Below are 25,102 nucleotides of genomic sequence, written 5' to 3' on the forward strand. Positions count from 1 at the left end.
TTGTTCAAAGAAACATATTTAATGGATAATTTTCAAATAGAAACTGCCCAAAATGTAAACATTCTTCAAAATGTTGCGGGCGTTGGAGATCGTATTTTGGCGTATTTACTGGACAGTTTAATCATGGGTTTTTATGTTTTTGTAATTATCTTACTTTTTTCCAGTGTACACTTAACCGATGATTATTTTATGGTCGTTGGGCTCACAATCGGGCTTCCGTTATTTTTGTATCATTTATTATGGGAAATGCTCTGGAACGGGCAAAGTCCCGGAAAAGCTGTAATGAATTTACGCGTGGTAAAAACCGATGGTTCCAAACCGGCCTTTTCTAATTATTTATTGCGATGGTTATTGCGAGTTATTGATATAACCGCTACCAGCGGTGGGCTTGCTCTTGTTACAATTCTTTTAAATGGAAAGGGACAACGCTTGGGCGATATGGCTGCGCTTACAACGGTTATTACAGAAAAACCGATAGTTAATTTTTCACAAACTATTGTAACCGATATTCCAGAAAATTATCAGCCAACCTATCCCCAAGTCACTGTGTTTAGCGATGCTGAAATGCAAAAAATAAAAAATATTTTTATGGAAGCTCGGCAACACGGAAACCACCACGTAATTTTAAAATTGGCAGATAAAGTATCTAGCGTAATGACAGTGAAATTAGAAGATACGCCCTTAAAATTTCTAGATACGGTAATAAAAGATTATAACCATTTTACACAAAACATGTGAAGCTAATATTACTAATAGATATTTTAGGAACTATTGCGTTCGCCATTTCAGGAGTGCTTACTGCAATTAATAAACGATTGGATCCTTTTGGCATACTGATAATCGCTTTTGTGGCGGCAATAGGTGGCGGGACCTTGCGCGATATTTTAATAGGCGCAAATGTGGCGTGGATGCGTGATTTAACGTATGTGTACGTTATTTTTGGTTCTACAATTTTTACGGTCGTTTTCAGAAAAAGATTGGAGTACATTCGTCGGTCATTATTATTATTTGACACGATTGGGATAACATTCTATACCATTGTTGGTGTAGAGAAGGGGATTGCTGCGGGTTTTGAACCAATTATTTGTATTGCTTTGGGAACAATAACCGCTTGCTTTGGGGGTGTAATTCGTGATATACTTTGTAATGAAATCCCGATCATCTTTAGAAAGGAAATTTATGCAACGGCTTGTATTTTAGGTGCATCGGCGTATTTTTTACTTTTGAACACTACTATACCGCTCGATTTTATCGTTATAATATCTGGCTCTGTAATCTTTATAGTTCGTCTGCTGGCTGTTTATTTTAATCTTTCCTTACCAACTATTTACAGGAAGGATGAGTTGGAATAAAGTCGATAGATTTAGAAGTCATTATAATAATTGTACATCAAAGTTTATTGACTGAAATTCATACTACTACTACTAATCCAAATTTATAGATATTGGATTGTGATACTATAAAACTAACAAACCTATATATCAGCGTGCCCGAAGGTTTTAAATATTTATAAAACGTCTTCGGGCTGGATGTTCGACCCCGTTGGGGTCGTATTTTCCTGTTGTTGATTTTGTTATAAATATGAAATCCCTTCGGGATTTGGACAAAATGGGTTATTTTTAAATAGATAAATTTAAAACGATGAGCGTCGGCACATTTTCTCAAATTTATATTCAAGTTGTTTTTGCGGTTAAAGGTAGGAATAGCCTCATTCTGCCAGCTTGGGAGGACGAACTTTATAAATACATTACGGGCACGGTTCAAAACAAAAACCAAAAAATGCTGGCGATAAATGGAGTTCACGATCATATACATTTTTTAATTGGAATGAAACCCTCCTGTTGCTTGTCAGATTTGGTTCGAGAGGTAAAAAAATCTTCAAATAAATTTATAAATGAAAAAAAGTTTATGAACTATAAATTTGAATGGCAGGTAGGATTTGGTGCTTTCTCATATAGTCATTCTGTATTAGATAATGTAATTGGTTATATTCAAAATCAAAAGGAACACCACAAAAAGCAATCGTTTAAAGAAGAATATACTTTGTTTTTGAAAAAGTTTAATGTTGAATTCAAAGAAGATTATCTTTTTGAATGGATTGAATAACTAACCCGAAGGGTTTAAATATTTATAAAACTTCTTCGGGATGGATGTTCGACCCCATTGGGGTCGTATTTTCCTGTTGTTGATTTTACTATAAATATGAAATCCTTTCGGGATTATTCCAAAACCTTTGCACTAATATAAATATTGTTCAACGGCCAATCACCATCGTCAGCTTTTACTTTTGAAATTTCCTCCACCACGTCCATTCCTTTGATTACCTTGCCGAAGATTGTATATTTTCCGTTTAAATGTGTAGTCGAGGATTTTGGACCGAGGAAGATAAAAAACTCATAAGGAGCCGTTCTATGGTCAGGGTTTTCACGATATTCTTTAGCGCCGGAAACCGTACCGTATTCGTGCACACGCCCGGGGATTATTTCTGCAGGAAGCAGATATTCCTTGCCAAGTTCTGCGCGCTTTTTTTGTGTAGATGAGAGATCGCTATTTCCTGCCTGTATTATAAAGTTTGGAACGACCCTATGGAAAAATGTTTCGTTAAAATACTGCTGCTTCACTAAATATATAAAGTTGGCGCGGTGCAACGGCGTGTCTTTAAAGAGTTCAATTTCTATGTCGCCAAAACGGGTAGAAATTAAAACTTTGGTTTCCGGATTGTTTTTTCCGTATTCGGTTAAAAATGAAACTACATTTTCATTGGTGATTTTCGGAAATTCTGATACTTCATCTTTTTCAGCTTCTGCTTTTGGCTCGATTTCGTTTTCTATTTCAGTTTCGTTTTCTATTTCGTCGTTTATTTCGGAAGCCTTTTTCTTATCTTCACAGCTTCCAAAGAACAATACAATTCCGAAACAATAAATAAATAATTTTCTCATAAATGGATTTTCGCGATTTTGAAAAACGGATTGTAAAAGTAACAAAATTGGAACTTCCGGGCGAATTGGTTCAATTTAAAATGGCGCCCATGGAGCGTTTGCAAGAAATGAAACGAGTTGCGAAAAATAGTGATTCCGCAAAGCGCGCCGGGGTAATGTCGCTTTTTTATCCTTCCGAAAATTTAGAAACAAGGCTCATTTTAATTCTTCGTAAAACATACAAAGGTGTACATTCTGCGCAGGTTGGATTTCCAGGGGGAAAGTTAGAAAAGGAGGATAAAAGTATTCAGGATGCCGCTTTGCGCGAAACGGAAGAGGAGGTAGGAGTGTCTAGAAACACTATTGCCGTATTAAAACAACTTACCGAAATTTACATTCCGCCCAGCAACTATTTTGTTCAGCCATTTTTAGGGATAACCACCGAGCAACCAAGGTTTGTGCCCCAAGAAGAAGAGGTTGAAGCATTAATTGAAGTAAGCTTACAAGATTTTATGGACGATTTTAATGTAACCACCCAAACCATATCTACTTCATATGCAGTAAATCTTGAAGTTCCCGCTTTTAAATTAAACGGATATGTAGTTTGGGGGGCTACAGCAATGATGCTCAACGAAGTGCGCGAATTGCTTAAAAAAGTTCTGTAATAGCTTATTTTAGTATATTTGTGGACGAATAAATTTGAAATTTTAAGTTTGAGAGGAACAATTAAAAACGGTATCTTTAATAATTTCAAACAAATTTCTACCTACCGAAAACTGACCATTGAATATTGAAAACTGACCACTAAAGAATGAGTCTCTTTAAGAAAAACACATTTGGGCATTCCCTATTTTTAAAACTCTGGTTAATACGGATTGCTGGTTTATTAACCCACAGAAGGTTTAAAGGGTTTAACGACTTGCAAATACACGGAAGTGAAATTATAAAAACGCTTCCCGAAAAAAATGTGCTTTTTGTAAGTAATCACCAAACTTATTTTGCAGATGTAGCCGCCATGCTTCACGTTTTTAACGCTAGCTTAAGTGGGCGGGAAGACAGTATAAAAAATGTTGGTTATTTGTGGAAACCAAAATTAAACATCTATTTTGTTGCGGCCAAAGAAACTATGAAAGCTGGGCTCTTACCTAAAATTTTGGCTTATGCTGGTTCTATAAGTATAGAGCGTACTTGGCGCGAAAAAGGAAAAGAAGTAAACAAGCAGGTGAAAATGAGTGATGTGAGCAACATTACAAAGGCTTTAAATGATGGATGGGTTATCACTTTCCCGCAAGGAACTACGAAACCTTGGAAACCCATTAGACGCGGAACAGCACATATTATTAAAAAGAATAAACCATTGGTTGTTCCCATTGTAATTGATGGTTTTAGAAGGTCGTTTGATAAAAAGGGGCTACGCATAAAAAAGCGCGGCATCTTGCAGACTATGGAAATAAAACCTCCATTAGAGATTGATTATGAAAACGATTCTATGGAAAAAATCGTTGAGCAATTAGAATATGCTATTGAGCAACATCCGTCTTTTTTAAAAGTAATTCCTTCTTCTGTTTTAAAAAGCGAAGAAGAACTCAATAAAGAACGACAGTGGCGTTATTAATAATCCGTTTAGTTTTATAATGTCGTTTGAGCAAAATCTTGATTAATCATTGTACTGCAATAAGTTAGGGTTTTTTTACAGTTCTATTTTCTCTAATTCCTTATAATTTTTATGAAGTCTTCGTAGTAAGATACCATAAACTATTCGGTAAAATAATAGCACCAATACAACCATTACGATTCCGAAGAGTATTTGGATAGCAAAAAACATACTCATAAATTTTTCCTGTGAAATTTGAGCTACGCCAAAATCCTCCCCCATATACCTAAAAACTAAATCTTGGTTTAAATAATAATAAAAGTTTATACCTATTATTAAAACTATGCTGGCGGTTACATTGTAAACCACAAAATATTTTACAGTTTTCCGAACTCGCAAAATATTCTGCATTAAATCTTTTACTGAATCTGTAGTTGAAATTTTGCGATAGTTTCTATAAAAGAGAAAAATGAATACCACAAAAACAGAATAATTAATAATATTAACGATAATTAAAACATCGTGTAGCCCAATATCGTCTGTAAATTTTGAACTCGATTCGGGTACCAATAGCGCTAAACAGGTCCAAAATATTATTTCGGCAATACTGATATAAAATATCCATTTAACAATTGAGGAAGACTTCTTCAGCAGCATACTGTAGATGTCTTTATAGGTTAGCTTCGGTAACTCTTGCTCCGTGCTCTGCCATTGTTTTTTTAGTAATTCTAATTGATCCATAGTGGGTTACGGATTTAAAATAGTTCGTAATTTTTCCTTTATTCTGTTCATTTTTACACGTGCATTTACTTCGGTTATACCTAAAGTTTCAGAAATTTCTCTATAATTTTTGTCTTCCAAATAAAGAAAAACCAAGGCTTTGTCAATGTCATTTAAATTTTTAACTGCGCGGTACATTAATTTAAGTTGTTGTTCTGTAGTATCGTCGTAGGGTATAGCAGAAATTTTAAAACTAACTCCTTCAAAATCCTGTGTTTTAATTGTGCGTTTCGATTTTCGGTATAGGGTAATCGCGGTATTCAGTGCCACACGGTACATCCAAGTACTAAACTTAGCATCGCCTCTAAATTTGGGGTATGCGCGCCATAATTGTATGGTTATTTCTTGAAACAGGTCGTTATGTGCGTCCTGATCATTTGTGTATAACCTACAGATTTTATGTACAATGTTTTGGTTCTCCTCCAATTGGGTTACAAAACTATGTTCAAGTTCTTTGTTCAATGGTTTTTTTGTTGCTATTTAATTAGTGCTTATTTACAGAAGTTTGTTACAAAAATCCTAAAAAATACCCTAACTTCACTCAGGATGAGTAACTTTATAGAAATTTAAATAGCATGAATATTCCCGAAACTAACCTACCGCGAATAGTAGTGATAGGGGGCGGATTTGCTGGCATTTCTTTTATAAAAAAGCTTCGCAAGGCAAAGGTTCAAATTGTACTTTTTGACCGACATAATTACCACACTTTCCAACCTTTACTTTATCAGGTCTCTACTGCGGGGCTCGAGCCCGATTCAATAGCCTATCCGCTTCGTAAGATTTTTAGAAATAACTTCGATTTTCACTTTCGAATGGCGGAAGTTGAAAATATTAATTCAGAAACCAATATCATTTCTACTTCTATTGGTAGCCTGCATTTTGATTATTTAGTAATTGCAACAGGAACGCGTACAAATTTCTTTGGCAATGAAAATATTGCCCAAAACAGTATGCCAATGAAAACAGTGCCACAAGCGCTTAATATTCGAAGTTTAATGCTTCAAAATATAGAGAAAGCAGATATCACCGCCGATGAAAGAGAAAGAAAACGGCTTTTAAATTTTGTTATTGCTGGGGCTGGTCCAACTGGCGTAGAATTAGCTGGAGCTTTGGCCGAATTTAGAAAAGGAATTCTAGAACATGATTATCCCGAACTGGATGAGGACGAAATGTTCGTGCACCTTATTGAAGGTCAAGACAGAGTACTACCCCCCATGAGCGAAGAGGTTTCTGCAAAGGCGCACAAATTTCTCGAAAAACTCGGCGTGCAAATTCATCTAAAAACTTTTATAAGCGATTATGACGGCCAAACCGTTACAACTAAAGATGGCAACAAGCTCGAAACGGCTACATTTATCTGGGCAGCTGGTGTTACTGGAGCACCCGTTCAGGGTATAAAAGGCGAAGCATTTGTAGAAAGAGCCAATCGTTATCGCGTAGACGAATTCAACAAAATAATGGGATATAAAAATATCTTCGCTTTGGGAGATATAGCTCTAATGGAAACCGAGGAATATCCAAAAGGCCATCCGCAGGTTGCGCAGCCCGCGATACAGCAGGGAAAACATTTAGGTAAAAACTTTAATAAAATGCTCAAAGACAATAAAATGGAACCCTTTAAATATTTTGATAAAGGAACCATGGCTACCGTTGGTAGAAATAAAGCGGTGGTAGATATTGGAAAATTGCATTTTGGCGGAGCGATTGCCTGGTTTTTATGGATGTTTGTACACCTTTGGTTTTTAGTGGGATTTAGAAATAGAGTGGTAACATTTTTTAATTGGACTTACAGTTACATAAATTACGATCGAGCAGCACGATTAATAATCAGACCTTTTAAACAAAACAATACATAACTTCAATTTGAAAAAAGTATAGATAACCACTATTTACAGGGTAAAAAAAATTTATTGCATCTTTACCGAAATTGGCCCGCCGTGAGAAACCCAACCGCCGCCAATTTCATCAATGTTTACATCCAGCTTATCGGAAGTTTCGATTTTGGTTAAATTAACTTTTAGCGATTCATAGGCGTCTATTTTTTTTAAGTTTACATTTAATCCGTCACTGGTGTTTATGTCAACCAGCCGAACGTCCATTACATTGCTTGCCGGTAGCGCCACTGTTTTTTCCTTTGAATTGGCATAAGCCGACGGAAAAACATTAAAATCTTTTGCAACATTTATAGTTAAACAAATGGCAATAATGGTTAAAACTGTTTTGGTGTAATTGTCTGTTTTCATATTGTGAGAATTTAAAAATTACTTAAGTGAAATTTAGAAACGAGCACAAAAGTTAGTTATTTTTTTAAGTAGGTAACCAATTCAATTTCTTCGCTTTTGCCCCGTAGTTTTTCTTTTCCCAGCTCTTTTTTCACCACGCCTTTGGGTAGTTTGTAGGCAATATCTGCAAACTGTTTTGAAGCTAATATTTCAACATCCAGTTCGTTACACATTGTCTGAATGCGCGATGTAGTGTTTAAAACATCGCCCGAAAAAGCAATGTCGCGTTTTATCTGTCCTATTTCTCCAACCATTACGGTTCCGTAATGTAGGCCAACCTTAAACTCAGGAATTATGCCGTATCGTTTTAAGTATTTAGGTGTTTTATAGGCAATTATCTTTTTCATACTATAGAAGCATTGCACGGCATTTCCGTGTTTAAGACCCCATTTCATTTTCCAAGACACAACTACTTCGTCCCCGACATATTGATAAACTTCACCTCGGGTTTGTACAATTGCGGGCGCTATATGTCTAAAAAAATCCTTCAAAAAATTAAAATATTTTTCTTCGCCCAAACTTTCGGCAATACCCGTGGCATTTTTAATATCTGCAAACATAAAAATTCGGCGTTCGTGCTTGGGTCTAAAATACTTTCCCAAGAGATAATCAGGAAAAACCCCTGGGCCATATTTATCGTTGACCATTAAAACAATTAAGGTTACCAAAACGATAAAAAGCCAAATAACGTAATTTTTTATAAACAACCAGGAACCGAAGAAAAAGAGTGTTTCCTGAAGTACTTGAAACGTATAAAAAGGAACGCCTAAATCGCTGCTTTTAATGTATAATGCGCCAAGAGAGCCCACAAGAAAGGCGGTTATTGTATACGCAATTATTAAATAGAGTAGGGCTTTCCAAAAAACCAAACGCCGAAGCCAGCGTTCCATCAGGTTTACCGTTACTATGCCCCCAATGAGACCTGCGGAAACAGCAACTATTAAATTGGCCATTACTGCCGAATATAAATCGTAGCTAGAACTTAGTACACCGTTACTTTTTAGCGTGATGAATTCATAAAAAAACATCACATTCGAGATTAGGACCCAAGTTAGTAAAATCCAAAAAGCGCGGCGGGTATAAAACCAAAGCTGACGCTTTGTGTACCTTGCAAAATGCGGTTTAATAGCCATTAACAGTTTTTGTATTTATCGTGAAGCCCAACCCCTTTTTTAATCATGGGAATACTTTTTTGTAATCTACTTTGTTGCGTTGCTTCACGTTTTGCCTCAGCTATATATTGCGAATACTCACGTTGTTTGCCGGGCGTAAGTTTTTGAAAATTTGCTTTCAAGGTAGCATCATTTTCAAAAGCGTTTTTTAGAATTTCAGGAATTACAACACTTTTTCCACGCACTGGCTTTACTTCCTTGCCAGCTTTTGAATTGGCAATGGCTTCTTCTACATATTCCAAAACAATTTTGGAATCTATCGTGTCGTCCGGTTCAATGCGCCATTGCCGAAGGGCTTTGGTTACGCCTTCTTGCGCATTAATTAATTTATGGTGTGGATCTTTCAAAAACACCCCTTGATGAAACCACAGTGCTATGTGGTTTTTAAATTCGGCCATACCAACTATCAATTTGCCGTTAAGCGTATATGTTGGTTTGCCCCACTTTAGCTTTTCTTTAAGTTCCGTTTTTAACATAATTTCACGAAGCTGTTGCAGTTTTTCTTTCCATTGGGATTGCTTTTTAAAGAAGGCATCAACTTTTTCTAAATTGGTCATTTGGTGTTTATTTTTTCCGAAGATACAATTTACTGCTTTCTTTTATTAATAGTGAAATCTTAAAATTTAGTACAGTTGGGCATTAAAATTTTACAGTTCGGTTTCTTTTTTGCTGAAAATTTAAGCCGAAACTCAATCTTTGACCTGAAAATATAAATCAACCTATTTTATGAAAATTTCAATTATCACTTTTATATTTCTTGCTTTTCCCAGTATATTTTTTGGACAAAGTCTTATTTCGGGAACCGTTTTAGATTCAAAAGGAACGCCAATTTTTGGTGCGAACGTTTATTTGGAAGGTGCGTACGATGGCAACACTACTGACGAGCATGGTAAATTTATCTTTGAAACTTTCGAAACGGGCGTACAAACCTTGGCTGTTTCATATATATCATTTGAAGCTTCAAAAACAATAAGCGACGTTTCAAAAATGCAGGATCTTAAAATAATACTCCGCGAGGACGTTAATTCTTTAGAAACCGTAACTATTTCGGCAGGCTCCTTTTCGGCGGGGGATAACAGCAAAATTTCGGTTTTAAAACCTTTAGACATTGTAACTACGGCAAATGCCTTGGGCGATTTTGTAGGAGCATTGCAAACGCTGCCCGGAACTACGACCGTTGCAGAAGATGGCCGACTCTTTGTTCGTGGGGGCGATGCAGACGAAACTCAAATTTTTATTGACGAAATTCGCGTTTTTACACCCTATTCGCCAACCACAAACAACGTTCCTACACGCGGTCGCTACAGTCCTTTTTTGTTTGATGGTATCTCCTTTTCTACCGGTGGGTATTCTGCTGAATACGGGCAGGCACTTTCCTCGGTTTTACTTTTAAATACCATTGACGAACCTGCGCAAGAAAAAACAGATATTTCTATTATGACTGTGGGTGGTGGATTGGGCCATACCGAAAAGTGGAAGAATAGTTCGTTAAGCCTGAATGCCACATATATAAATATGGCGCCTTATATGGCAGTCTTTCCCGATAGAAATGATTGGACCAAACCTTTTAAAACCACTGCAGGTGAAGCCGTTTTTCGGCAGCGAATAGGCGATGGGCTTTTAAAAGTATACGGCGCTTTTGATGCTTCCAATTTTGAACTTACACAAGAAGATATCAATAACCCAATGGGCACACGATTTAAACTGAACAATAAAAACTTTTATACGAATGCCAGTTATTCTAAAATGTTAAACAATAATTGGACAATTTTTGGCGGAGGAAGTTATACCCTCGGAAATACTAAACTTGGCATTGATGAAACTGCCATTAAAGATGTTGAAAACTCAGCCCACATAAAATTGAAATTAAAAAAACGCTTCAACAACCGCTTTATCTTGAATTTTGGTGCCGAACAACTTACGACCGATTTTAACGAAAACTATAAGGTGACAGATTTTGATACAAAAGTAGGTTTTAACAATACTATTTGGGCGGCTTTTACCGAAGCCGATATTATTTTTTCGCGAAAGCTTGCATTAAAACTGGGACTTCGAGGGGAATATAGCAATTTGTTCAAAGAATATACCGTATCGCCACGTGCATCTTTTGCCTTTAAAACCGGTAAAAACAGCCAGCTTTCCTTGGCCTACGGCGATTTCTTTCAGCAACCTGAGAGCGAGGTGTTAAAATTCGATCATTCACTAAAAGCGCAGCATACCCAGCACTATATTTTGAATTATCAATACGCCGCAAAAAACAGAATCTTCCGAGCAGAAATTTATAGGAAACAATACGATAAGCTTGTAACCTACAATGACGAATTTCCTGATAACAATAGCACTTTTAAAAGTGATGGGAATGGGTATGCGCAAGGGCTGGACTTATTTTGGCGCGATAATGAAAGTTTAAACAATATAGATTATTGGGTGAGCTATTCATATTTAGATACCCAGCGTAAATATAAAAATTACCCCGTTAAAGCTACGCCCAACTTCGCAAATACCCATAACCTTTCGGTCGTGGCAAAATACTGGATTGACAATTGGAAAAGTCAAATAGGTTTTAGTTATCAATACGGTAGTGGTCGGTCATACACAGATTTAAACACATCTGGTTTTCTTCAAAATAAGACTAAGAGTTATAACAGTCTAAGTTTAAACTGGGCGTATTTAATATCGCAGCAACAAATACTTTACGTGTCGGTAAACAATGTTTTGGCCACTAAGAATGTAAATGGCTACCAATATGCAAATACCCCGGATGCCAACGGAACTTTTGCAAGGAGGGAATTACTGCCAGCGGCAGACCAATTCTTTTTTGTTGGTTTTTTCTGGACCATTAGTGATGACGGAAAAGACAATCAGTTAGATAATTTATAATTGGTACAATTCAGCCGTGAAATATGACAGTTCGGTTTTTCAATTTTTGAAAACTAACAATTCTAAAGGAAATTTGAACTCAATAGTAACAATTAAAACCAAAGTCATGTTAGGAATTCTTTTAAAAAAACGAAATAGAGGAAAGACTTTAAAAGTCTTGCTTTTAACAAGTGTTCTTCTTTTAATAGGAGGGATAATTATGCTTCTATTTTAAAACTAAACTAAAAGTCAACAAATTAAATCTAGAAATTATGCAAAATGTAGTTACTTATTTACTTATCTTTTTTACGACCTTGATTGTGCAAGGACAAACAGATGTTGCAGTTAATCAAGCTGTTTCACCAACCAAATACCAGCAAGGTATGCGAAAAGCTTTTCAGCTTTGGCAGGAAAACAATTCGTGGGAAGCGGCCAACGTGTTTGAACGCATTGCAGTGGCAGAGCCCGACAACTGGTTGCCGCCTTATTATGTGGCGCAAATAAATGTAATAAACAGCTTTACTGAAAAAGATGGAACCAAACTAAAAGCTCAATTAGATAAGGCACAAAATTTTATAAATGATGCTACCGCAATTTCTAAAGACAATCCGGATTTACTGGTTTTACAAGCGCAGTTATACACAGCTTGGATTGTTTTTGACGGACAAAAATACGGCATGAAATATTCGGCAAAAGCTTCCGAATTATACGGTAAAGCATTAGCACTGGCGCCCGATAACCCGCGTATTATATTGGCAAAGGCCGAATGGGATATGGGCGGCGCAAGGTATTTTGGCCAATCGTTAGAACCATATTGTAAAGACATTCAACGGGCGATAGATCTTTTTGCTACCTTTAAACCTGCGGGCGAATTCTACCCTTCGTACGGGGCCGAACGGGCTAAGCAAGTTAAAGCTGAAAGTTGTAACTAACACTGTATACTACAAATACACGAATACTTTTACCACCTATTCGTGTATTTGCAGTTAATAAAAGAAAAATTATAATGCGAATTTTAAAAGACCTGGGTAAAGCATTTTCCGTTGGATCGTTAGTATTTATTATACTTGGCGTAATTCAATACATAAATGGCTACGAGTTTACGAGCACTGCAGAATTAATAAAATTATTTCTTTACAATCAATTGTACGCTGTGGTGTTATATCTGGCGAATGCGCGCTATTTTGGATTTTTACTGAAAAAGTTTCCAGGTGAAGTATTTAAAGCAAAGAATCTTTTAAAGGGAATTTTCGGTGGAATTATTGTTACCCTATTGGGCATCTTTTTTATTCGCATATTAACGGAAGTAATTCTGGAGGGACGCAACTTTTCAGCATTTATTGCTGCAGAAAAAATGCAGTACTATTATATATCATTTATTATTTCGGTAGTAGTTACGGCGTTGTTTTACACCTTTTATTATTACAGAAACAAACAACAAACCATTGTTACCCAACAAAAGATTATCGCTGGAACGGCTTCGGCCAAATTTGATGCGCTTAAAAATCAATTAGATCCACATTTTCTTTTTAACAGTTTAAATGTACTAACCAGTTTAATTGAAGAAAATCCGGAGGCTGCAACGCGGTTTACTACTTCGCTATCAAAGGTGTATCGTTATGTTTTGGAGCAAAAAAGTAAGGAACTGGTAACCCTGGAGGAAGAATTGAATTTTGCTAAACTTTATATGTCGCTTTTAGCTGTTCGGTTTGAAGACAGCATTGTTTTTTCTGTGCCCGAACGGTTAGATAATCCACAGGCTAAAGTAGTGCCGTTGTCGCTTCAGCTTTTGTTGGAAAACGCGGTAAAGCACAATCAGGTTATGCCTTCAAAAAAACTATTTATTACCATTACCGAAGAAAACGGTAGTTTAATTGTAGCTAATAACAGCCAGCCGAAACAGGTTTTAAAAGAAAGCACTGGCGTTGGTTTGCGAAACATTCGCGATAGATATTCGCTCTTAACCGAGCGTCCGGTTACAATAAATACAGACCATAAGGAATTTCGTATTTCAATCCCTATTTTGGGAGAAAACATTAAAATTATGAACTCATCAGATACTTTTATTTCAGAAAAAAAATACAGGCTTGCCAAAAAGCAGGTTGAAAAATTGAAAGGTTTTTATTTGCACTTAACAATTTACCTACTCTTCGTTCCAGTTTTTATATACTTAAATTATATATCGAGAGCTGGATTTCCGTGGGCGTTGTTCCCTATTTGTGGTTGGGGGTTCGGAATCTTGGGCCATGCATCCGAAACCTTTAATTACAATCCATTTTTCGGAAGAAATTGGGAAGAACGAAAGATTCGCGAATTAATGGATAAAGATGAATAAATTACAATTCGTCCTGCAAATCTGACGGTTGGGTGGCTATCTTTTTTTTCACCTTTTAATCTTACGTATTTTTACATTGTATTTTAAAAACACTAATTATGGATTTCGAAAATAACGACAACAAATATTACAGAGCAAAAAAGCGGGTGGCGGAAATAAAAAAGTTTTACACCAGCCTTATGTTTTATATTGTTTTTATCTGCGCCTTGGCAGGTTTAAATTATTACGTAAACGAACTGCGCAATCCTTGGTTTTTGTGGGCAGCATTTGGATGGGGAATCGGTATTTTCTTTCAAGCTGTAAAAGCATTTAAATGGACTCCCTTTATAGGTAAAAATTGGGAAGAGCGAAAGCTAAAACAATTTTTGGAGGAAGAAGAAAACAGCAACAAAAACAATTGGACGTAAAATGAAAAAACCTGTTGATTTAAAAATTAAAAATGCTCGAAATAGAGTAGAAGCACTTAAAGTTTTTTACAACCACATAATTTTATATTGCATTGTAAATATAGTTTTGTTTTTAGTTCGCGGAGAAGTTTTACAGTTTTTTCAAGACCAGAATGGCAACAAAAATTTTATAGATTGGGTAGACTGGAATATTTTAGTCGTACCTATTTTTTGGGGAATTGGCTTACTGTTTCACGCCGCAAAAGTATATCGATACAAATTAAAGTTTATAAAAAACTGGGAAGAAAAACAATTGAAAAAATACTTAAAGGAAGAATAAATTAAACCACAGCGATGGAAACTCAAAAAAGTCTTGCCTATTTAAGAGCAAAGAAAAAGGTAGAAACATTAAAAGAATTTTACAGCCATTTGTTGGTGTATATTTTAATTAATACCGGAATTATTCTTGTTTCGGCAAATGTTTTTAATGCACATGAAATAGATTTTAAAGATTGGAGCAACTATATAACGGCGATTTTTTGGGGCATTGGTTTGCTATTTCACGCGGTGTACGTTTGGTACATTCTCAAGTTTAATAACAATTTCTTAAAACGCTGGGAAGAAAAAAAAATGAAACAATTTCTGGATGATGATCTTTAGAAATTGAGTTTGAACACTGGATTGAAATTTAAATATACAAACCAAAACGAGAAACCAATTAAATGAACGTACTCATTATTGAAGACGAAAAACCTTCCGCACGTTACTTGCAACGCATGTTAATGAAGCAGGAAGTACATATTAGCCAAATGCTCCACAGCGTTGAGGAAGCTATAGATTGGTTTTTGAATAACAAGCACCCGGATCTTATTTTTTTGGATATACAATTAAGCGATGGACTTTCCTTCGAAATTTTTGATGCAGTTGAAGTAAATAGTGCCATTATTTTTACCACTGCCTTTGACGAATATGCGCTTCAGGCCTTTAAGTTAAACAGCATAGATTATTTATTGAAACCTATTGATGAAGAGGAATTGCAAACTGCCGTTGAAAAGTACAAAACTTTTAAACCCAGTGCCAAAAACGTGCAACTTAACTTTGAGGATATTAAAAAATTGCTTGTAAATCCTGTAGAACGCGAATACAAAAAGCGATTTACCACTAAAATAGGGCAACACATTAAAATGATTTCGGTAGATGAAATTGAGTGTTTTTATTCTGAAAACAAAGGAACTTACGCTCATACCGTAGATGGCCGCGATTATTTATTAGAAACTACTTTAGAACAGTTAGAAGAGGAACTTTCTCCTGAAACGTTCTTCCGAATTAGCAGAAAATTTTATGTAAACATCAATTCAATTAAGGATATAATTTCATACACAAACTCGCGCTTGCAATTGAAATTGAACAGTTATAAAGAGCAAGAAGTTGTGGTGGCGCGCGAACGGGTAAAAAATTTTAAACTTTGGTTAGAATAGATTAATCTTCAGCTTTAAATCTGTCTATTCTATTTTCTTGAAAGGACGAAGGTAAAAGCTTTGGAATAAACTTTACCAAAAGTGGCAAAAGCACTGTTCCGCCCGGAAGCAAAAAAATTGTTAGTGAAGGAATTGTTTTGCACACATCGAGCAATTGTTCCCGCACCTTCGATTTTTCTTCCGTAGATAAATCGCGGATAGTAGATTGTCCCAATAGCACAACTAATTCGCCACTTTCCTCCAGTTCGCGTGTTAATCTATCTTTATTTCGAATAATTAACAATTTTACGGTAGCCGCAGATTGTTTGTAAAATTGTTTCACCGGGTGCGAATATTCAAAAAGTAATATTTTTTCGGTATAGGTGTGCGAAAATGAATTTAACGCCACTAGGCTTTTTTGTAGTTCTGTCTCCGAAAAATTGAGCGTCACTAATAATTGCTGCAAAAATTGGTGTTCTACTTCGTCCATTTTTAAATCTTCCCAAACGGTGAGGGAGCACAGATCTAATAAATAATTTTTTTCTAGGGAATCTTCGCTGCTTTTTAAATAGTTTAAACTATCTAAAAATGTGGCTACCCCACCATCTGTTGTATCGATAATATATTCTGATGAAGTTTCAAAAAGTTCAATTAGCAGCTTGTCGTATTTTGTTTTACTACTCTTCGATTTTAACGTATAAAAACAGCCAGTTAACACTGCGGTTTCCAGTTGCTTATAATAATTTTTTGTTGAAATTGGGTCTATAAGCCACTGCTTATATGCCAAAACATCTAAGTACAGCAACGAAAATGTTAAAAGTGATACCGTATTCTTTTTCAGCAAAGTATTGGCTTCCTGCAATCTAGCCGAAAGAATATGTTCTAACGTGATTGATGCACTTTGTGTAAGTGAAAATTTCTTAAAAAAACCAGCTTTTCTTTTTTCGAGGTGTTCGTAAAAAGATAATATGCTATTTATGGCCTCTTTATTAGTTGCAGTTTTATTTTTTTCGTAAAATTGATAATATAACGCGTGAAAAAGATTTATTTTGGTGAGTTCCTCCTTGGTAAGTTTTAACTTACCTAGCGATTTCTTTGGCAATGCGGAAACCGATACGCCATATATAAAACCTGTTTGCTTTAAGGCAATATAAAATGAAGCATCGTTTTGATAAGGCGCCAATAAATCATTCTTATCAAAAAGATTTAGAAATTTTAAGATCCAATCGGGTGCAGACGGGTTCATCGTTTTAAATATTCACTATTTTAGAGCGGTCAAAGCTAGTGTTTTTAGCATTAACAAAAGATTAACGCAACTTAAGAAACCATGAACTTACATTTAAACGTAAGTATAAGCGAACAAGTAAAAATAAATAATATAAACCAACAAAAAAGATGAAAAAATCAAAACTTTTAGCAGTAATCGGTGGATTGGGCGTAGCCGCACTATCGATATTTTTAATATCCGCAGATCATATTGATGCGCCTGCAGTGGCGGGTACCACCGCAGATATTACCGACTTTTATGCCTTTGAAGGGGAGAGTTCAAATAACTTTGTTTTTGTAGCAAACGTTCAAGGACTACTACCTCCTGGCCAACCTACCGATCAAGCTGAATTTGACGAAACGGTACTTTTAGAATTTAATATAGACGTGGATAACGACTTAAAGGAAGACTTGGTGATACAAGCCATTAAGCGAGGCGATTCTATGTATTTCTTTGGGCCCTCTGCACCAGCAATGCAAGGTTTAGAAAGCACCATTGCAACTTCAACTCGAAGAAGTGTAAAAATTTCTACAAAAGACGATGTGCAAATTACGGAAGAGAACGGGATGAAGTTTTTTGCTGGACCTCGTGAAGATCCTTTTTTCTTCGACTTTAATAAATACAACGAAGTGTTAGCAGGTACAGCTAGCAGTTTTGACGATCCAGGTACAGATACTTTTGCTGGTACTAATGTGTTAAGCGTGGTTGTGGAATTTCCAAAATCTATGCTACCTGCGGGAACTACTGGTGTTAATCCTTTTGCGCCATCTACACCTATGTATAATGTGTGGGTTGAAGCCAAAAGAAAACAATAAAAATTGCTAACCATAAAAAATATAAAAAAATGAAAACTTATAAATATATAACTCTATTTGCCTTATTTACCGCTTCACTATTGTTTGTACAATGTTCTGATGACGACGATAATGTTATAATGCAAGAAACGTGTAATGACGGAGTTTTAAACGGCGATGAAACAGAAATTGATTGCGGGGGAACTACTTGCGAACCCTGTGGCGTGGTGCTAGATTTTAGCGGAACCTACAAACAGGAAGATCAAATGGGGCGTCCGGGTATAAACACCGTTTTTGGAACCGAAGGTTTTAAAGATGCATTTAATGTAACGGTGCCTTCAGAAATGCAGGTGGCATTCCAAAATAAATTTGAAGCTAGACTATTGGCATTAAATCCTGGATACACAAGCAATGCACTTGGTTTAAATGCTGAAGTATTTACAACTGTATTATCTAATGATGTACTTTGGTTAGCGCAATCCGGAATAACCACTTACTTTAACGGAACCGAAGTTTTAACGGGTAGAGCTTTGAGTGATGATGTAATAGATATATCCTTATTGCTCATATTTGGGGGCGCAGACGGAACCGAAAATCCTGGTTTAACCAGCGATGGCGTGCCAACAAACGATGTAGCTTTCGCTACTAGCTTTCCATATTTGGCCGGTCCTTTTTAATAAAAATAACCTACTATCACAAAAGAGAGCCGTTTAGGTTCTCTTTTTTGGTTTAGCGTAAATATTAACTAGCCTAAAACACTGTATTTTATTATGAAAAAAATAATCACATTATTCGTTGCGATCTTATTTTTTGCTTGTCAGGACAAACCAAAGAAAATTACTAACAGTAAAGATTACAATGCATATTTAATCACCAGTAATACACCCTCTTTGGATGCTATTAAAGCAGATTTAGAGTTTTGGCAGAATCGCTTTAAAGATGATTCTACACATTTAATGGAAATGACCCGGTTGTCTGGAATTCATGGCGCCCTTTTTGGAAATACGGGCGATATTTCAGAATTAAAAATTTCTGAAAAGCTAATTGAAAAGTCATTGCGCACTTCGGCCAGAAATAAAGATGTTTATTTGCGAAGTTTGGCACACAATTATATTTCGCAACACAGGTTTCGGGAAGCTCAGGAATTGTTAGACAGTGCGTATAAATACCCGGACAATAGAAAAGAAACTGAAATGATGCTTTTTGATGTTGCAATGGAACTGGGTAATTATCAAAGCGCCGATACATTATTGGGAAATATTAAAGATCCAAAAGATTTTAATTACCTTATTCGTTTGGCTAAATGGAGCGATCATAACGGCAATCTGGACGCCGCTATAAAATATCTGGAACAAGCGCAACAAATTGCAGAGCAACGAAACAACAAAGCATTAAAATTGTGGATTTATAGTAATATAGGCGATTTCTACGGCCACGCGGGCCGCCTAAAAGATTCGTACAGCAGTTATTTAAAAACGTTAGAATTGGAACCCGATAATGCCTATGCGAAAAAGCAAATAGCTTGGATGGTATATTCTTTTGAAAAAAATCCTAAAGAAGCAAATCGTATTTTAGATTCTATTATGGTGAATCATAAAGCGCCGGATTATCATTTGTTAAAAGCTGAAATCGCTGCATTTGAAGGAAATGCTTCGGAAGTAAATAGGCAAAACCAATTGTTTTTAAAAGCCACCGAGAATACAAATTATGGCGAAATGTACAATGCTTATTTAATTGAGCTTTACGCCGAAACTGCACCAGAAACGGCCCTGCGGTTAGCTGAAACAGAGGTGAATAATCGCGCTACTCCAGAAACCTACCAATTATTGGCGTATGCACAATTAAAAGCGGGGCAGAAGGAAGCTGCTTTAAAAACCATTGAAGAACAGGTAGCGGGCAAAACGTCAGAACCCAAGGCACTTTTTAACGCTGCATTAGTTTATAAAGCCAACGGAATGGACAAAAAAGTAGCCTCTTTTAAAGAGGAACTATTGGGTGCAGGTTATGAATTGGGCCCGGTAACTGCAAAGGCAATTTCGAAACTTTAGTATAAAAAAACCAAGTTGCGGTTTAATTCGTATATAAAGTAGAGGTTGGTTATCTACCATTAGATTGGTAGATGTAACAAAACTGGAAATACCAGTTTTAGCGTTTTTTTGTTAGTTAAAGCGTCGGCAATTAGCCGACGCTTTTTCTTTTATAATTGTAAAATATGGCGAAAGCGAGCCTTGTTATTTCTTCAATTAAAAAATGCTTTATATTTTTTAAATAGTTATCATTCCTAAAGTATATAGTTGCGATAGCGTTGGTGTTTCACTACCCCCTTCAGGCTCCAGCGTTATACCAAATGCCTCAGGATCTGGAAAATTTACAAACTTGTAAATTCCCTCGCCTATCTTGCTTTCCGCAGAAATTAAACCTACACTGCTTGGTGTTAGAGGCTCCATTTTTAGCGACCATACTTGATATACTTTACCGCGAGGAGGCGCAGGCAAGCCTTTTATATCTATATAAGCTACATTTTCTTTTTTGTTTAAAAATACTTTTGCGAAAGCTTCGGGAGCAACGGCTTGGTTCCCAGGTAGGGTATAGGCTTGGTAATCTTTAGATCGTAATACCTCGAGCACTTCGGTATTTTCGGCTAATTGATTTTCAGCTTTAAGTTTTTCTTCACGTAAAATTGTATTTTCAACAGTTGTTACATTCAATGAGTTGTTTAATTCGCTAGATTGTTTAAGCATCCACATAATTCCACCCATAAATAAAATCGCGGCTGCCCAGCCGGTTATTGCTGGCCAATTGAGCGGTTTAACTTTAGTGTCTCCGGAATGAGTATTTCCTCTAATTTTTTCCAAAATATACGACCAGGTCATGGCTTGTACTGGTGGCGAAACAGTTTCGGCTAAATGTATTAACGATTTCTCAATTAGTTCAACTTCACGTCTTACTTCGGGAAATTCCTTAATGGCTTTTTCTACCGCTACAGCTTCGTCTTCGGGTAAAGCGCCACAGACGTACATTTCTAAATTGCCGGATGCTATAATTTCTTCGGGGTTCATAATTTTTTATCCTAAGACCATTACCCGTAAATCATTTATACAGGTTCGGTTTCTTGTTTTTATTGTTCCTAAAGGTATTTCGAGTGTTTTTGAAGCTTCTGCTTGTGTGTATCCTTTAAAATACAAAAGATCTATAATCTTTATACAAGCAGGTTTTAGGGCATCAACAAACTTTTTTATACCTATGGAATTGGTTAATTTGTTTAAACTATCAGCAGATGATAATATATCTACGAAGTTTGTTGTACTTAGGTTTTTTCTTGCATTTTTATATGCTTTGGAACGTGTTTCATCAATGGCTGTATTACGGGCAATATTTAAAAGCCAGGTAAAAAAGCGTCCTTTTTTTACGTTATAAGATGCAGCATTGTTCCATACTTTAATAAAGACATCCTGTAAAAGCTCTTCTGCTGTTTCTTCGTCTAAAACAATACTGTAAATAATGCCATAGATGGCTTCACTGTACATTGTGTATAATCGGGAAAACGCTTTTTCGTTTCCGTTTTGCATCTCAATAATGAGATCATTGGGTTGTTCCATAAAACCGCATTTTTTTTTGTAAATGTACCGAAATTATTAATTAAACTATGAAGTGGGTGAAAATTCATTTTTTTAAGCACATGTGTGTTAAATGTTATCTGAATCTTAATAAAATGTTGTGGAAAAATTAATTTTTAATAGCTTTACCATTCTTAAAATTTTAAGATATATATTAATCTAAACGACACAGACAGATGAAAAAAATTACCTGGAGTATTTTCCTGGCAATGACGCTCGTATTTTCGGGCACTATGGTTGCACAAAATTTTACTGAAGCAATCAACAATCAACTAAGTCATTTTTTGGAACAAAATGAATTATTGCCTCAAGATGCGCAGTGGCAAGTTACGAGTGAAAGTCTAAGTAAAACAAGTGGAATTCAGCATGTGTATTACAGACAGTTATTTAATGGAATTGAAATTTACGGTACTGAATCCAGCATTCATATTACTTCCAATGGTAGTGTAATTGCCCAAGACAGTAAATTCATAAAAAACACTTCAGAAAAATTAATAGGTTCAAACACACCCGCGCTTACGGCTATTCAGGCGGTACAGGCTGCGGCGGGAACATTAAATTACACTATTTCTGAATCGCTTTCAGTTTTAAACGGAGCTAAGGGCATTAATAGGGAAACACTGCTGAGTACTGGCGGTATTTCTTTGAGTGCTATACCTGCAAAGTTAATGTATGCCATAACCGATAATAATGAGTTGGTTTTAACTTGGGATATTTCAATTCAAGAAAAAAGCCAGCAAGATTGGTGGAGTTTAAGGATTAATGCCAATACCGGAGCTATTGTAAACAAAGCGAATTGGATGGTTAGTTGTGCAATGCACCATGATCATAGCAATGACGTAAAGGAATTGAATTTTAATGCCAACCTTTTCGATATTCCAAATTACAAAGCTGTTGTTGAAGAGTCTACAGCGGCTTGTACAGAATGCTACGAAGTGTTTGCACTGCCGCTAGAGAGTCCGTATTACGGAGCTCGAACCATTGAGGTTGCGCCGGCAAATGCTACTGCTTCTCCTTTTGGGTGGCATGATACTGATGGTGTTGCTGGTGCCGAATATACCACAACTCGTGGAAATAACGCGAATGCATATGAAGACGGTAACAACCCAGGTTACCAGCCTGATGCGGGTGCAGGTTTAGAGTTTACGGGCTATCCTTTTAGCCAGATTTATACCAATGCAAACCAATATGAAGATGCGGCAATCACAAATCTTTTTTATATGAATAACATTATTCACGATGTAATGTATCAATATGGTTTTGATGAAGCTGGCGGTAACTTTCAAGAAAATAACTACGGAAATGGAGGCCAGGGCAGTGATTCGGTAAATGCTGAAGCACAAGACGGTTCTGGTACGTGTAATGCAAATTTTGGTACGCCACCAGATGGCGGAAATCCAACTATGCAGATGTATATCTGCGGCGATAAAGACGGCGATTATGACAACCTTGTAATTATTCACGAATATGGCCATGGTATCTCAAACCGTTTAACGGGAGGACCAGGAGCTTCAGGTTGTTTGCAGAATGCAGAACAAATGGGTGAAGGCTGGAGTGATTTCTTTGGAGTATTGATGACGATTGAACCTGGTGATTTAGGAACAGACTCCAGAGCAGTAGGAACATATCTCTTTGGTCAAGGCCAAGGAGGTGGTGGTATTCGCGATTATCCCTACAGTACAGATATGGGTGTAAACCCTCAGACTTACGACTTTATTAAAACGGCCGCTGTGCCCCACGGTGTAGGGTCTGTATGGGCACAAATGTTATGGGAAGTTACATGGGCATTGATAGATGAACACGGCTTTGATGCAGACATTTATAACTTTACTGGAGATGTAAACCAAGATGCTGGAAATATTCAAGCTTTGGCATTAGTTATTGAAGGGATGAAATTACAGCCTTGTAGCCCCGGTTTTGTAGATGGTCGCGATGCAATTTTAGCAGCAGACCAAGCGCTATACGGTGGCGCAAACGTTTGTCTTTTATGGGATGCATTTGCAAAAAGAGGCTTAGGATATAGTGCAAGTCAAGGTTCATCTGGAAGTAGAAGCGACGGAACACAAGCTTTTGACACGCCTTCCCAAACTGCAACATTATCGGTTCTTGAAGAAGTTTGTGCATCGTCTGAAGTTCTTACTGATTTAGGTGGTGGCGCTCCAAATGGCGGTACTTATAGTGGCCCAGGAGTTACCGATAACGGTAACGGAAGTACTTTTACCTTTGATCCAAGCGCTGCTGGCGTTGGCGTTCATACCATTACGTATAACGTTCCTTCGGGGCCATGCTCCGTAGCTTCGTCTGCTACCGATACAATTGAAGTTCTAGCCGTACCCGCTGGTCCAACTACTACAGGAGTTCTAGATTTCTGTGTTGGCGATCCAGTAACCGTAACAGCTACCCCAAATGATCCTGGTAACGTAATAAGATGGTTTGATGCGCCAACTGGAGGTAACTTTCTTTTTGAAGGCGAATCGTACACTTTTACACCAACGGGAAGCATTAATGTATATGCACAGGAAAGCGCTCCCGGACCATTATCGCAATTAGTTATATCTGAAATTAGTTTGGAAACCCCAGACAGATTAGAAATACAAAATGTAGGTATTGCCACAGACTATTCTGGTTATAAAGTTGCTGTAAGCGAACAGCCTTATAATAATATTAATGCAATGAATTCAGTGGTTAAAACGCTGAGTAATATGAGTGCAAACTCCGTAGTGGACTTTAATGACGATGGTGGTTCTGGCTATTGGGGAAATAATATCTGGTGGGATAATGACGGAACCGGTTGGATTATTATAATTGACGGAAATGGTAACGTTGTGGATTCTGTTTTCTGGAATTTCAGTGCCGCTCAGATCGCCGGTTTAAATATTACGATTAGCGGTCACAATATTACGGCTGCCGATCTAGATTGGACTGGTGTTGGCGCTTCGTTGGTATCAGATTGTGGTTCAGATTCCTTTAGAAGAGTTGGCGATACAAATACCGCTGCAGATTGGTCTGGTACTTGTGAACCTGCCGATTTTGGAACTCCCAATAGCGATATAAACCTCGGTACACCAGGTTGTTCAGCCGAACGCACTATTGCTGAGGTAATTGCTGAAACCGAAAATCCAGTTATTACCTGTCCAGCAGATCTTGTAGTTGAAATACCTCAAGGAACTCAATTTACATTGCCGGATTATACGGGCGACGCAACGGCAACCGATAATTGCCCAGATCCTGCAATTACCCAAAACCCAGCTCCGGGAACTATGCTAAATCCAGGCGTTACTACAATCACAATGACGGCAACAGACGGTGCCGGCAATACGGACGATTGTACTTTTACAGTTACGGTGGATGAGATTTTGGGAATTGGTGACAATGAATTTTATAATAACATTTTACTGTATCCTAACCCAACAACTGGCGAGCTAACCTTGCTCAATAAAACTACTACACAGCTAAATAATGCCATTATTACTGATGTAAAAGGTAGGGTTATTATGACCGTTAACTTAACAGAGACTGGAATAGAAACCAATTTCTCTGTTGAAAATCTTGCAACAGGAATGTATTTTATTAAAATAAATGCAGCAGATACAAGTATTGTAAAACGTATTGTAAAACAATAATTTCAAATATTTATAATA

At 36.7% G+C, this 25,102-nt stretch carries 26 protein-coding genes; 17 read left to right on the forward strand and 9 right to left on the reverse strand.

The annotated features are described in order from the left end of the window. Positions 1-21 precede the first annotated feature (21 nt). From QCQ61_RS11175 to tnpA, 3 genes are all read left to right on the forward strand, one after another. Positions 22-738, forward strand: coding sequence for an RDD family protein (locus tag QCQ61_RS11175; RefSeq protein ID WP_279447728.1), 717 nt, complete (start codon positions 22-24; stop codon positions 736-738). Continuing rightward, a complete protein-coding gene (locus QCQ61_RS11180) occupies positions 735-1,352 on the forward strand; it encodes a trimeric intracellular cation channel family protein (RefSeq protein ID WP_279447729.1) in 618 nt (205 codons plus the stop codon). Before QCQ61_RS11175 ends, QCQ61_RS11180 begins: the two co-directional genes overlap by 4 nt. Positions 1,353-1,641: 289 nt before the next feature. Beyond that, complete coding sequence (gene tnpA / locus QCQ61_RS11185) at positions 1,642-2,106, forward strand: IS200/IS605 family transposase (RefSeq protein WP_279447730.1); 465 nt, start codon at positions 1,642-1,644, stop codon at positions 2,104-2,106. Between the two features lie 113 nt (positions 2,107-2,219). Here the strand turns inward: tnpA and QCQ61_RS11190 are convergent, their stop codons facing one another. Beyond that, positions 2,220-2,939, reverse strand: a complete 720-nt coding sequence (locus QCQ61_RS11190; protein WP_279447731.1) for a peptidylprolyl isomerase — start codon at positions 2,937-2,939, stop codon at positions 2,220-2,222. Between the two features lie 2 nt (positions 2,940-2,941). Between QCQ61_RS11190 and QCQ61_RS11195 the strand changes: the two genes are divergently transcribed. Further along, the gene (locus tag QCQ61_RS11195) at positions 2,942-3,583 is read left to right on the forward strand and encodes an NUDIX hydrolase (protein WP_279447732.1); all 642 of its coding nucleotides are present in this window, start codon (positions 2,942-2,944) and stop codon (positions 3,581-3,583) included. 146 nt (positions 3,584-3,729) lie between these two features. After that, positions 3,730-4,533, forward strand: a complete 804-nt coding sequence (locus QCQ61_RS11200; protein ID WP_279447733.1) for a lysophospholipid acyltransferase family protein — start codon at positions 3,730-3,732, stop codon at positions 4,531-4,533. A gap of 75 nt (positions 4,534-4,608) precedes the next feature. Here QCQ61_RS11200 and QCQ61_RS11205 read toward each other — a convergent pair whose 3' ends face one another. Continuing rightward, entirely contained in the window at positions 4,609-5,253 is a 645-nt protein-coding gene (locus tag QCQ61_RS11205; protein WP_279447734.1) for a DUF8845 family protein, read from the reverse strand. Between the two features lie 6 nt (positions 5,254-5,259). Further along, positions 5,260-5,754 carry an RNA polymerase sigma factor gene (locus tag QCQ61_RS11210; protein WP_279447735.1) on the reverse strand — a complete coding sequence of 165 codons (495 nt, stop codon included), beginning with the start codon at positions 5,752-5,754 and terminating at the stop codon, positions 5,260-5,262. 113 nt (positions 5,755-5,867) lie between these two features. On the opposite strand from QCQ61_RS11210, the gene QCQ61_RS11215 reads away from it, so the two are divergent. Then, entirely contained in the window at positions 5,868-7,148 is a 1,281-nt protein-coding gene (locus QCQ61_RS11215; RefSeq protein WP_279447736.1) for an NAD(P)/FAD-dependent oxidoreductase, read from the forward strand. Between the two features lie 51 nt (positions 7,149-7,199). Here the strand turns inward: QCQ61_RS11215 and QCQ61_RS11220 are convergent, their stop codons facing one another. From QCQ61_RS11220 to QCQ61_RS11230, 3 genes are all read right to left on the reverse strand, one after another. Then, on the reverse strand, positions 7,200-7,535 hold the full coding sequence (locus QCQ61_RS11220; protein ID WP_279447737.1) for a hypothetical protein: 336 nt from the start codon (positions 7,533-7,535) through the stop codon (positions 7,200-7,202). A 56-nt stretch (positions 7,536-7,591) separates the two neighbouring features. Next, positions 7,592-8,602, reverse strand: coding sequence for an adenylate/guanylate cyclase domain-containing protein (locus QCQ61_RS11225; RefSeq protein ID WP_279447738.1), 1,011 nt, complete (start codon positions 8,600-8,602; stop codon positions 7,592-7,594). A gap of 104 nt (positions 8,603-8,706) precedes the next feature. After that, a complete protein-coding gene (locus QCQ61_RS11230) occupies positions 8,707-9,303 on the reverse strand; it encodes a YdeI/OmpD-associated family protein (protein WP_279447739.1) in 597 nt (198 codons plus the stop codon). 169 nt (positions 9,304-9,472) lie between these two features. On the opposite strand from QCQ61_RS11230, the gene QCQ61_RS11235 reads away from it, so the two are divergent. The 7 genes from QCQ61_RS11235 (at position 9,473) to QCQ61_RS11265 (ending at position 15,804) form a co-directional block, all read left to right on the forward strand. Beyond that, the gene (locus tag QCQ61_RS11235) at positions 9,473-11,626 is read left to right on the forward strand and encodes a TonB-dependent receptor (protein WP_279447740.1); all 2,154 of its coding nucleotides are present in this window, start codon (positions 9,473-9,475) and stop codon (positions 11,624-11,626) included. A 251-nt stretch (positions 11,627-11,877) separates the two neighbouring features. Continuing rightward, positions 11,878-12,537, forward strand: coding sequence for a tetratricopeptide repeat protein (locus QCQ61_RS11240; protein ID WP_279447741.1), 660 nt, complete (start codon positions 11,878-11,880; stop codon positions 12,535-12,537). 74 nt (positions 12,538-12,611) lie between these two features. Beyond that, the gene (locus QCQ61_RS11245; RefSeq protein ID WP_347814819.1) at positions 12,612-13,940 is read left to right on the forward strand and encodes a 2TM domain-containing protein; all 1,329 of its coding nucleotides are present in this window, start codon (positions 12,612-12,614) and stop codon (positions 13,938-13,940) included. Between the two features lie 98 nt (positions 13,941-14,038). Then, positions 14,039-14,347, forward strand: a complete 309-nt coding sequence (locus QCQ61_RS11250) for a 2TM domain-containing protein (protein ID WP_279447742.1) — start codon at positions 14,039-14,041, stop codon at positions 14,345-14,347. Position 14,348: 1 nt separating this feature from the next. Further along, positions 14,349-14,666, forward strand: a complete 318-nt coding sequence (locus QCQ61_RS11255) for a 2TM domain-containing protein (protein ID WP_279447743.1) — start codon at positions 14,349-14,351, stop codon at positions 14,664-14,666. A gap of 14 nt (positions 14,667-14,680) precedes the next feature. Then, entirely contained in the window at positions 14,681-14,986 is a 306-nt protein-coding gene (locus QCQ61_RS11260) for a 2TM domain-containing protein (RefSeq protein ID WP_279447744.1), read from the forward strand. 62 nt (positions 14,987-15,048) lie between these two features. Beyond that, positions 15,049-15,804 carry a LytR/AlgR family response regulator transcription factor gene (locus QCQ61_RS11265; protein ID WP_279447745.1) on the forward strand — a complete coding sequence of 252 codons (756 nt, stop codon included), beginning with the start codon at positions 15,049-15,051 and terminating at the stop codon, positions 15,802-15,804. Position 15,805: 1 nt separating this feature from the next. On the opposite strand, the gene QCQ61_RS11270 is transcribed toward QCQ61_RS11265, so the two are convergent. Beyond that, positions 15,806-17,029 (reverse strand): LETM1-related biofilm-associated protein, encoded by a 1,224-nt coding sequence (locus QCQ61_RS11270; protein WP_279447746.1) that lies wholly within the window; start codon positions 17,027-17,029, stop codon positions 15,806-15,808. A 149-nt stretch (positions 17,030-17,178) separates the two neighbouring features. Between QCQ61_RS11270 and QCQ61_RS11275 the strand changes: the two genes are divergently transcribed. The 3 genes from QCQ61_RS11275 to QCQ61_RS11285 all read left to right on the forward strand — a co-directional run bounded on the left by QCQ61_RS11275 (position 17,179) and on the right by QCQ61_RS11285 (position 19,892). After that, positions 17,179-17,865 (forward strand): DUF4331 family protein, encoded by a 687-nt coding sequence (locus tag QCQ61_RS11275; RefSeq protein ID WP_279447747.1) that lies wholly within the window; start codon positions 17,179-17,181, stop codon positions 17,863-17,865. A 29-nt stretch (positions 17,866-17,894) separates the two neighbouring features. Further along, positions 17,895-18,521 carry a DUF4331 family protein gene (locus QCQ61_RS11280; RefSeq protein WP_279447748.1) on the forward strand — a complete coding sequence of 209 codons (627 nt, stop codon included), beginning with the start codon at positions 17,895-17,897 and terminating at the stop codon, positions 18,519-18,521. A gap of 93 nt (positions 18,522-18,614) precedes the next feature. Then, entirely contained in the window at positions 18,615-19,892 is a 1,278-nt protein-coding gene (locus QCQ61_RS11285; RefSeq protein ID WP_279447749.1) for a tetratricopeptide repeat protein, read from the forward strand. Positions 19,893-20,108: 216 nt separating this feature from the next. Here QCQ61_RS11285 and QCQ61_RS11290 read toward each other — a convergent pair whose 3' ends face one another. Next, a complete protein-coding gene (locus QCQ61_RS11290; RefSeq protein WP_279447750.1) occupies positions 20,109-20,903 on the reverse strand; it encodes an anti-sigma factor in 795 nt (264 codons plus the stop codon). A 6-nt stretch (positions 20,904-20,909) separates the two neighbouring features. After that, the gene (locus tag QCQ61_RS11295) at positions 20,910-21,443 is read right to left on the reverse strand and encodes an RNA polymerase sigma factor (RefSeq protein ID WP_279447751.1); all 534 of its coding nucleotides are present in this window, start codon (positions 21,441-21,443) and stop codon (positions 20,910-20,912) included. Between the two features lie 194 nt (positions 21,444-21,637). On the opposite strand from QCQ61_RS11295, the gene QCQ61_RS11300 reads away from it, so the two are divergent. Beyond that, positions 21,638-25,084 (forward strand): M36 family metallopeptidase, encoded by a 3,447-nt coding sequence (locus tag QCQ61_RS11300; protein WP_279447752.1) that lies wholly within the window; start codon positions 21,638-21,640, stop codon positions 25,082-25,084. Positions 25,085-25,102 lie beyond the last annotated feature (18 nt).

Origin of the sequence: Aequorivita marisscotiae, from assembly GCF_029814825.1 — a bacterium.
In the GTDB taxonomy this organism is placed as follows: Bacteria; Bacteroidota; Bacteroidia; order Flavobacteriales; family Flavobacteriaceae; genus Aequorivita; species Aequorivita marisscotiae.

Bases quoted from the DNA above. Each gene is read 5' to 3' on its own strand.
- QCQ61_RS11175 (WP_279447728.1), top strand. From the start codon at position 22: ATGGATAATTTTCAAATAGAAACTGCCCAAAATGTAAACATTCTTCAA.
- tnpA (WP_279447730.1), top strand. From the start codon at position 1,642: ATGAGCGTCGGCACATTTTCTCAAATTTATATTCAAGTTGTTTTTGCG.
- QCQ61_RS11190 (WP_279447731.1), bottom strand. From the start codon at position 2,939: ATGAGAAAATTATTTATTTATTGTTTCGGAATTGTATTGTTCTTTGGA.
- QCQ61_RS11195 (WP_279447732.1), top strand. From the start codon at position 2,942: ATGGATTTTCGCGATTTTGAAAAACGGATTGTAAAAGTAACAAAATTG.
- QCQ61_RS11200 (WP_279447733.1), top strand. From the start codon at position 3,730: ATGAGTCTCTTTAAGAAAAACACATTTGGGCATTCCCTATTTTTAAAA.
- QCQ61_RS11205 (WP_279447734.1), bottom strand. From the start codon at position 5,253: ATGGATCAATTAGAATTACTAAAAAAACAATGGCAGAGCACGGAGCAA.
- QCQ61_RS11215 (WP_279447736.1), top strand. From the start codon at position 5,868: ATGAATATTCCCGAAACTAACCTACCGCGAATAGTAGTGATAGGGGGC.
- QCQ61_RS11220 (WP_279447737.1), bottom strand. From the start codon at position 7,535: ATGAAAACAGACAATTACACCAAAACAGTTTTAACCATTATTGCCATT.
- QCQ61_RS11225 (WP_279447738.1), bottom strand. From the start codon at position 8,602: ATGTTTTTTTATGAATTCATCACGCTAAAAAGTAACGGTGTACTAAGT.
- QCQ61_RS11230 (WP_279447739.1), bottom strand. From the start codon at position 9,303: ATGACCAATTTAGAAAAAGTTGATGCCTTCTTTAAAAAGCAATCCCAA.
- QCQ61_RS11235 (WP_279447740.1), top strand. From the start codon at position 9,473: ATGAAAATTTCAATTATCACTTTTATATTTCTTGCTTTTCCCAGTATA.
- QCQ61_RS11240 (WP_279447741.1), top strand. From the start codon at position 11,878: ATGCAAAATGTAGTTACTTATTTACTTATCTTTTTTACGACCTTGATT.
- QCQ61_RS11245 (WP_347814819.1), top strand. From the start codon at position 12,612: ATGCGAATTTTAAAAGACCTGGGTAAAGCATTTTCCGTTGGATCGTTA.
- QCQ61_RS11250 (WP_279447742.1), top strand. From the start codon at position 14,039: ATGGATTTCGAAAATAACGACAACAAATATTACAGAGCAAAAAAGCGG.
- QCQ61_RS11255 (WP_279447743.1), top strand. From the start codon at position 14,349: ATGAAAAAACCTGTTGATTTAAAAATTAAAAATGCTCGAAATAGAGTA.
- QCQ61_RS11260 (WP_279447744.1), top strand. From the start codon at position 14,681: ATGGAAACTCAAAAAAGTCTTGCCTATTTAAGAGCAAAGAAAAAGGTA.
- QCQ61_RS11265 (WP_279447745.1), top strand. From the start codon at position 15,049: ATGAACGTACTCATTATTGAAGACGAAAAACCTTCCGCACGTTACTTG.
- QCQ61_RS11270 (WP_279447746.1), bottom strand. From the start codon at position 17,029: ATGAACCCGTCTGCACCCGATTGGATCTTAAAATTTCTAAATCTTTTT.
- QCQ61_RS11275 (WP_279447747.1), top strand. From the start codon at position 17,179: ATGAAAAAATCAAAACTTTTAGCAGTAATCGGTGGATTGGGCGTAGCC.
- QCQ61_RS11280 (WP_279447748.1), top strand. From the start codon at position 17,895: ATGAAAACTTATAAATATATAACTCTATTTGCCTTATTTACCGCTTCA.
- QCQ61_RS11285 (WP_279447749.1), top strand. From the start codon at position 18,615: ATGAAAAAAATAATCACATTATTCGTTGCGATCTTATTTTTTGCTTGT.
- QCQ61_RS11290 (WP_279447750.1), bottom strand. From the start codon at position 20,903: ATGAACCCCGAAGAAATTATAGCATCCGGCAATTTAGAAATGTACGTC.
- QCQ61_RS11295 (WP_279447751.1), bottom strand. From the start codon at position 21,443: ATGGAACAACCCAATGATCTCATTATTGAGATGCAAAACGGAAACGAA.
- QCQ61_RS11300 (WP_279447752.1), top strand. From the start codon at position 21,638: ATGAAAAAAATTACCTGGAGTATTTTCCTGGCAATGACGCTCGTATTT.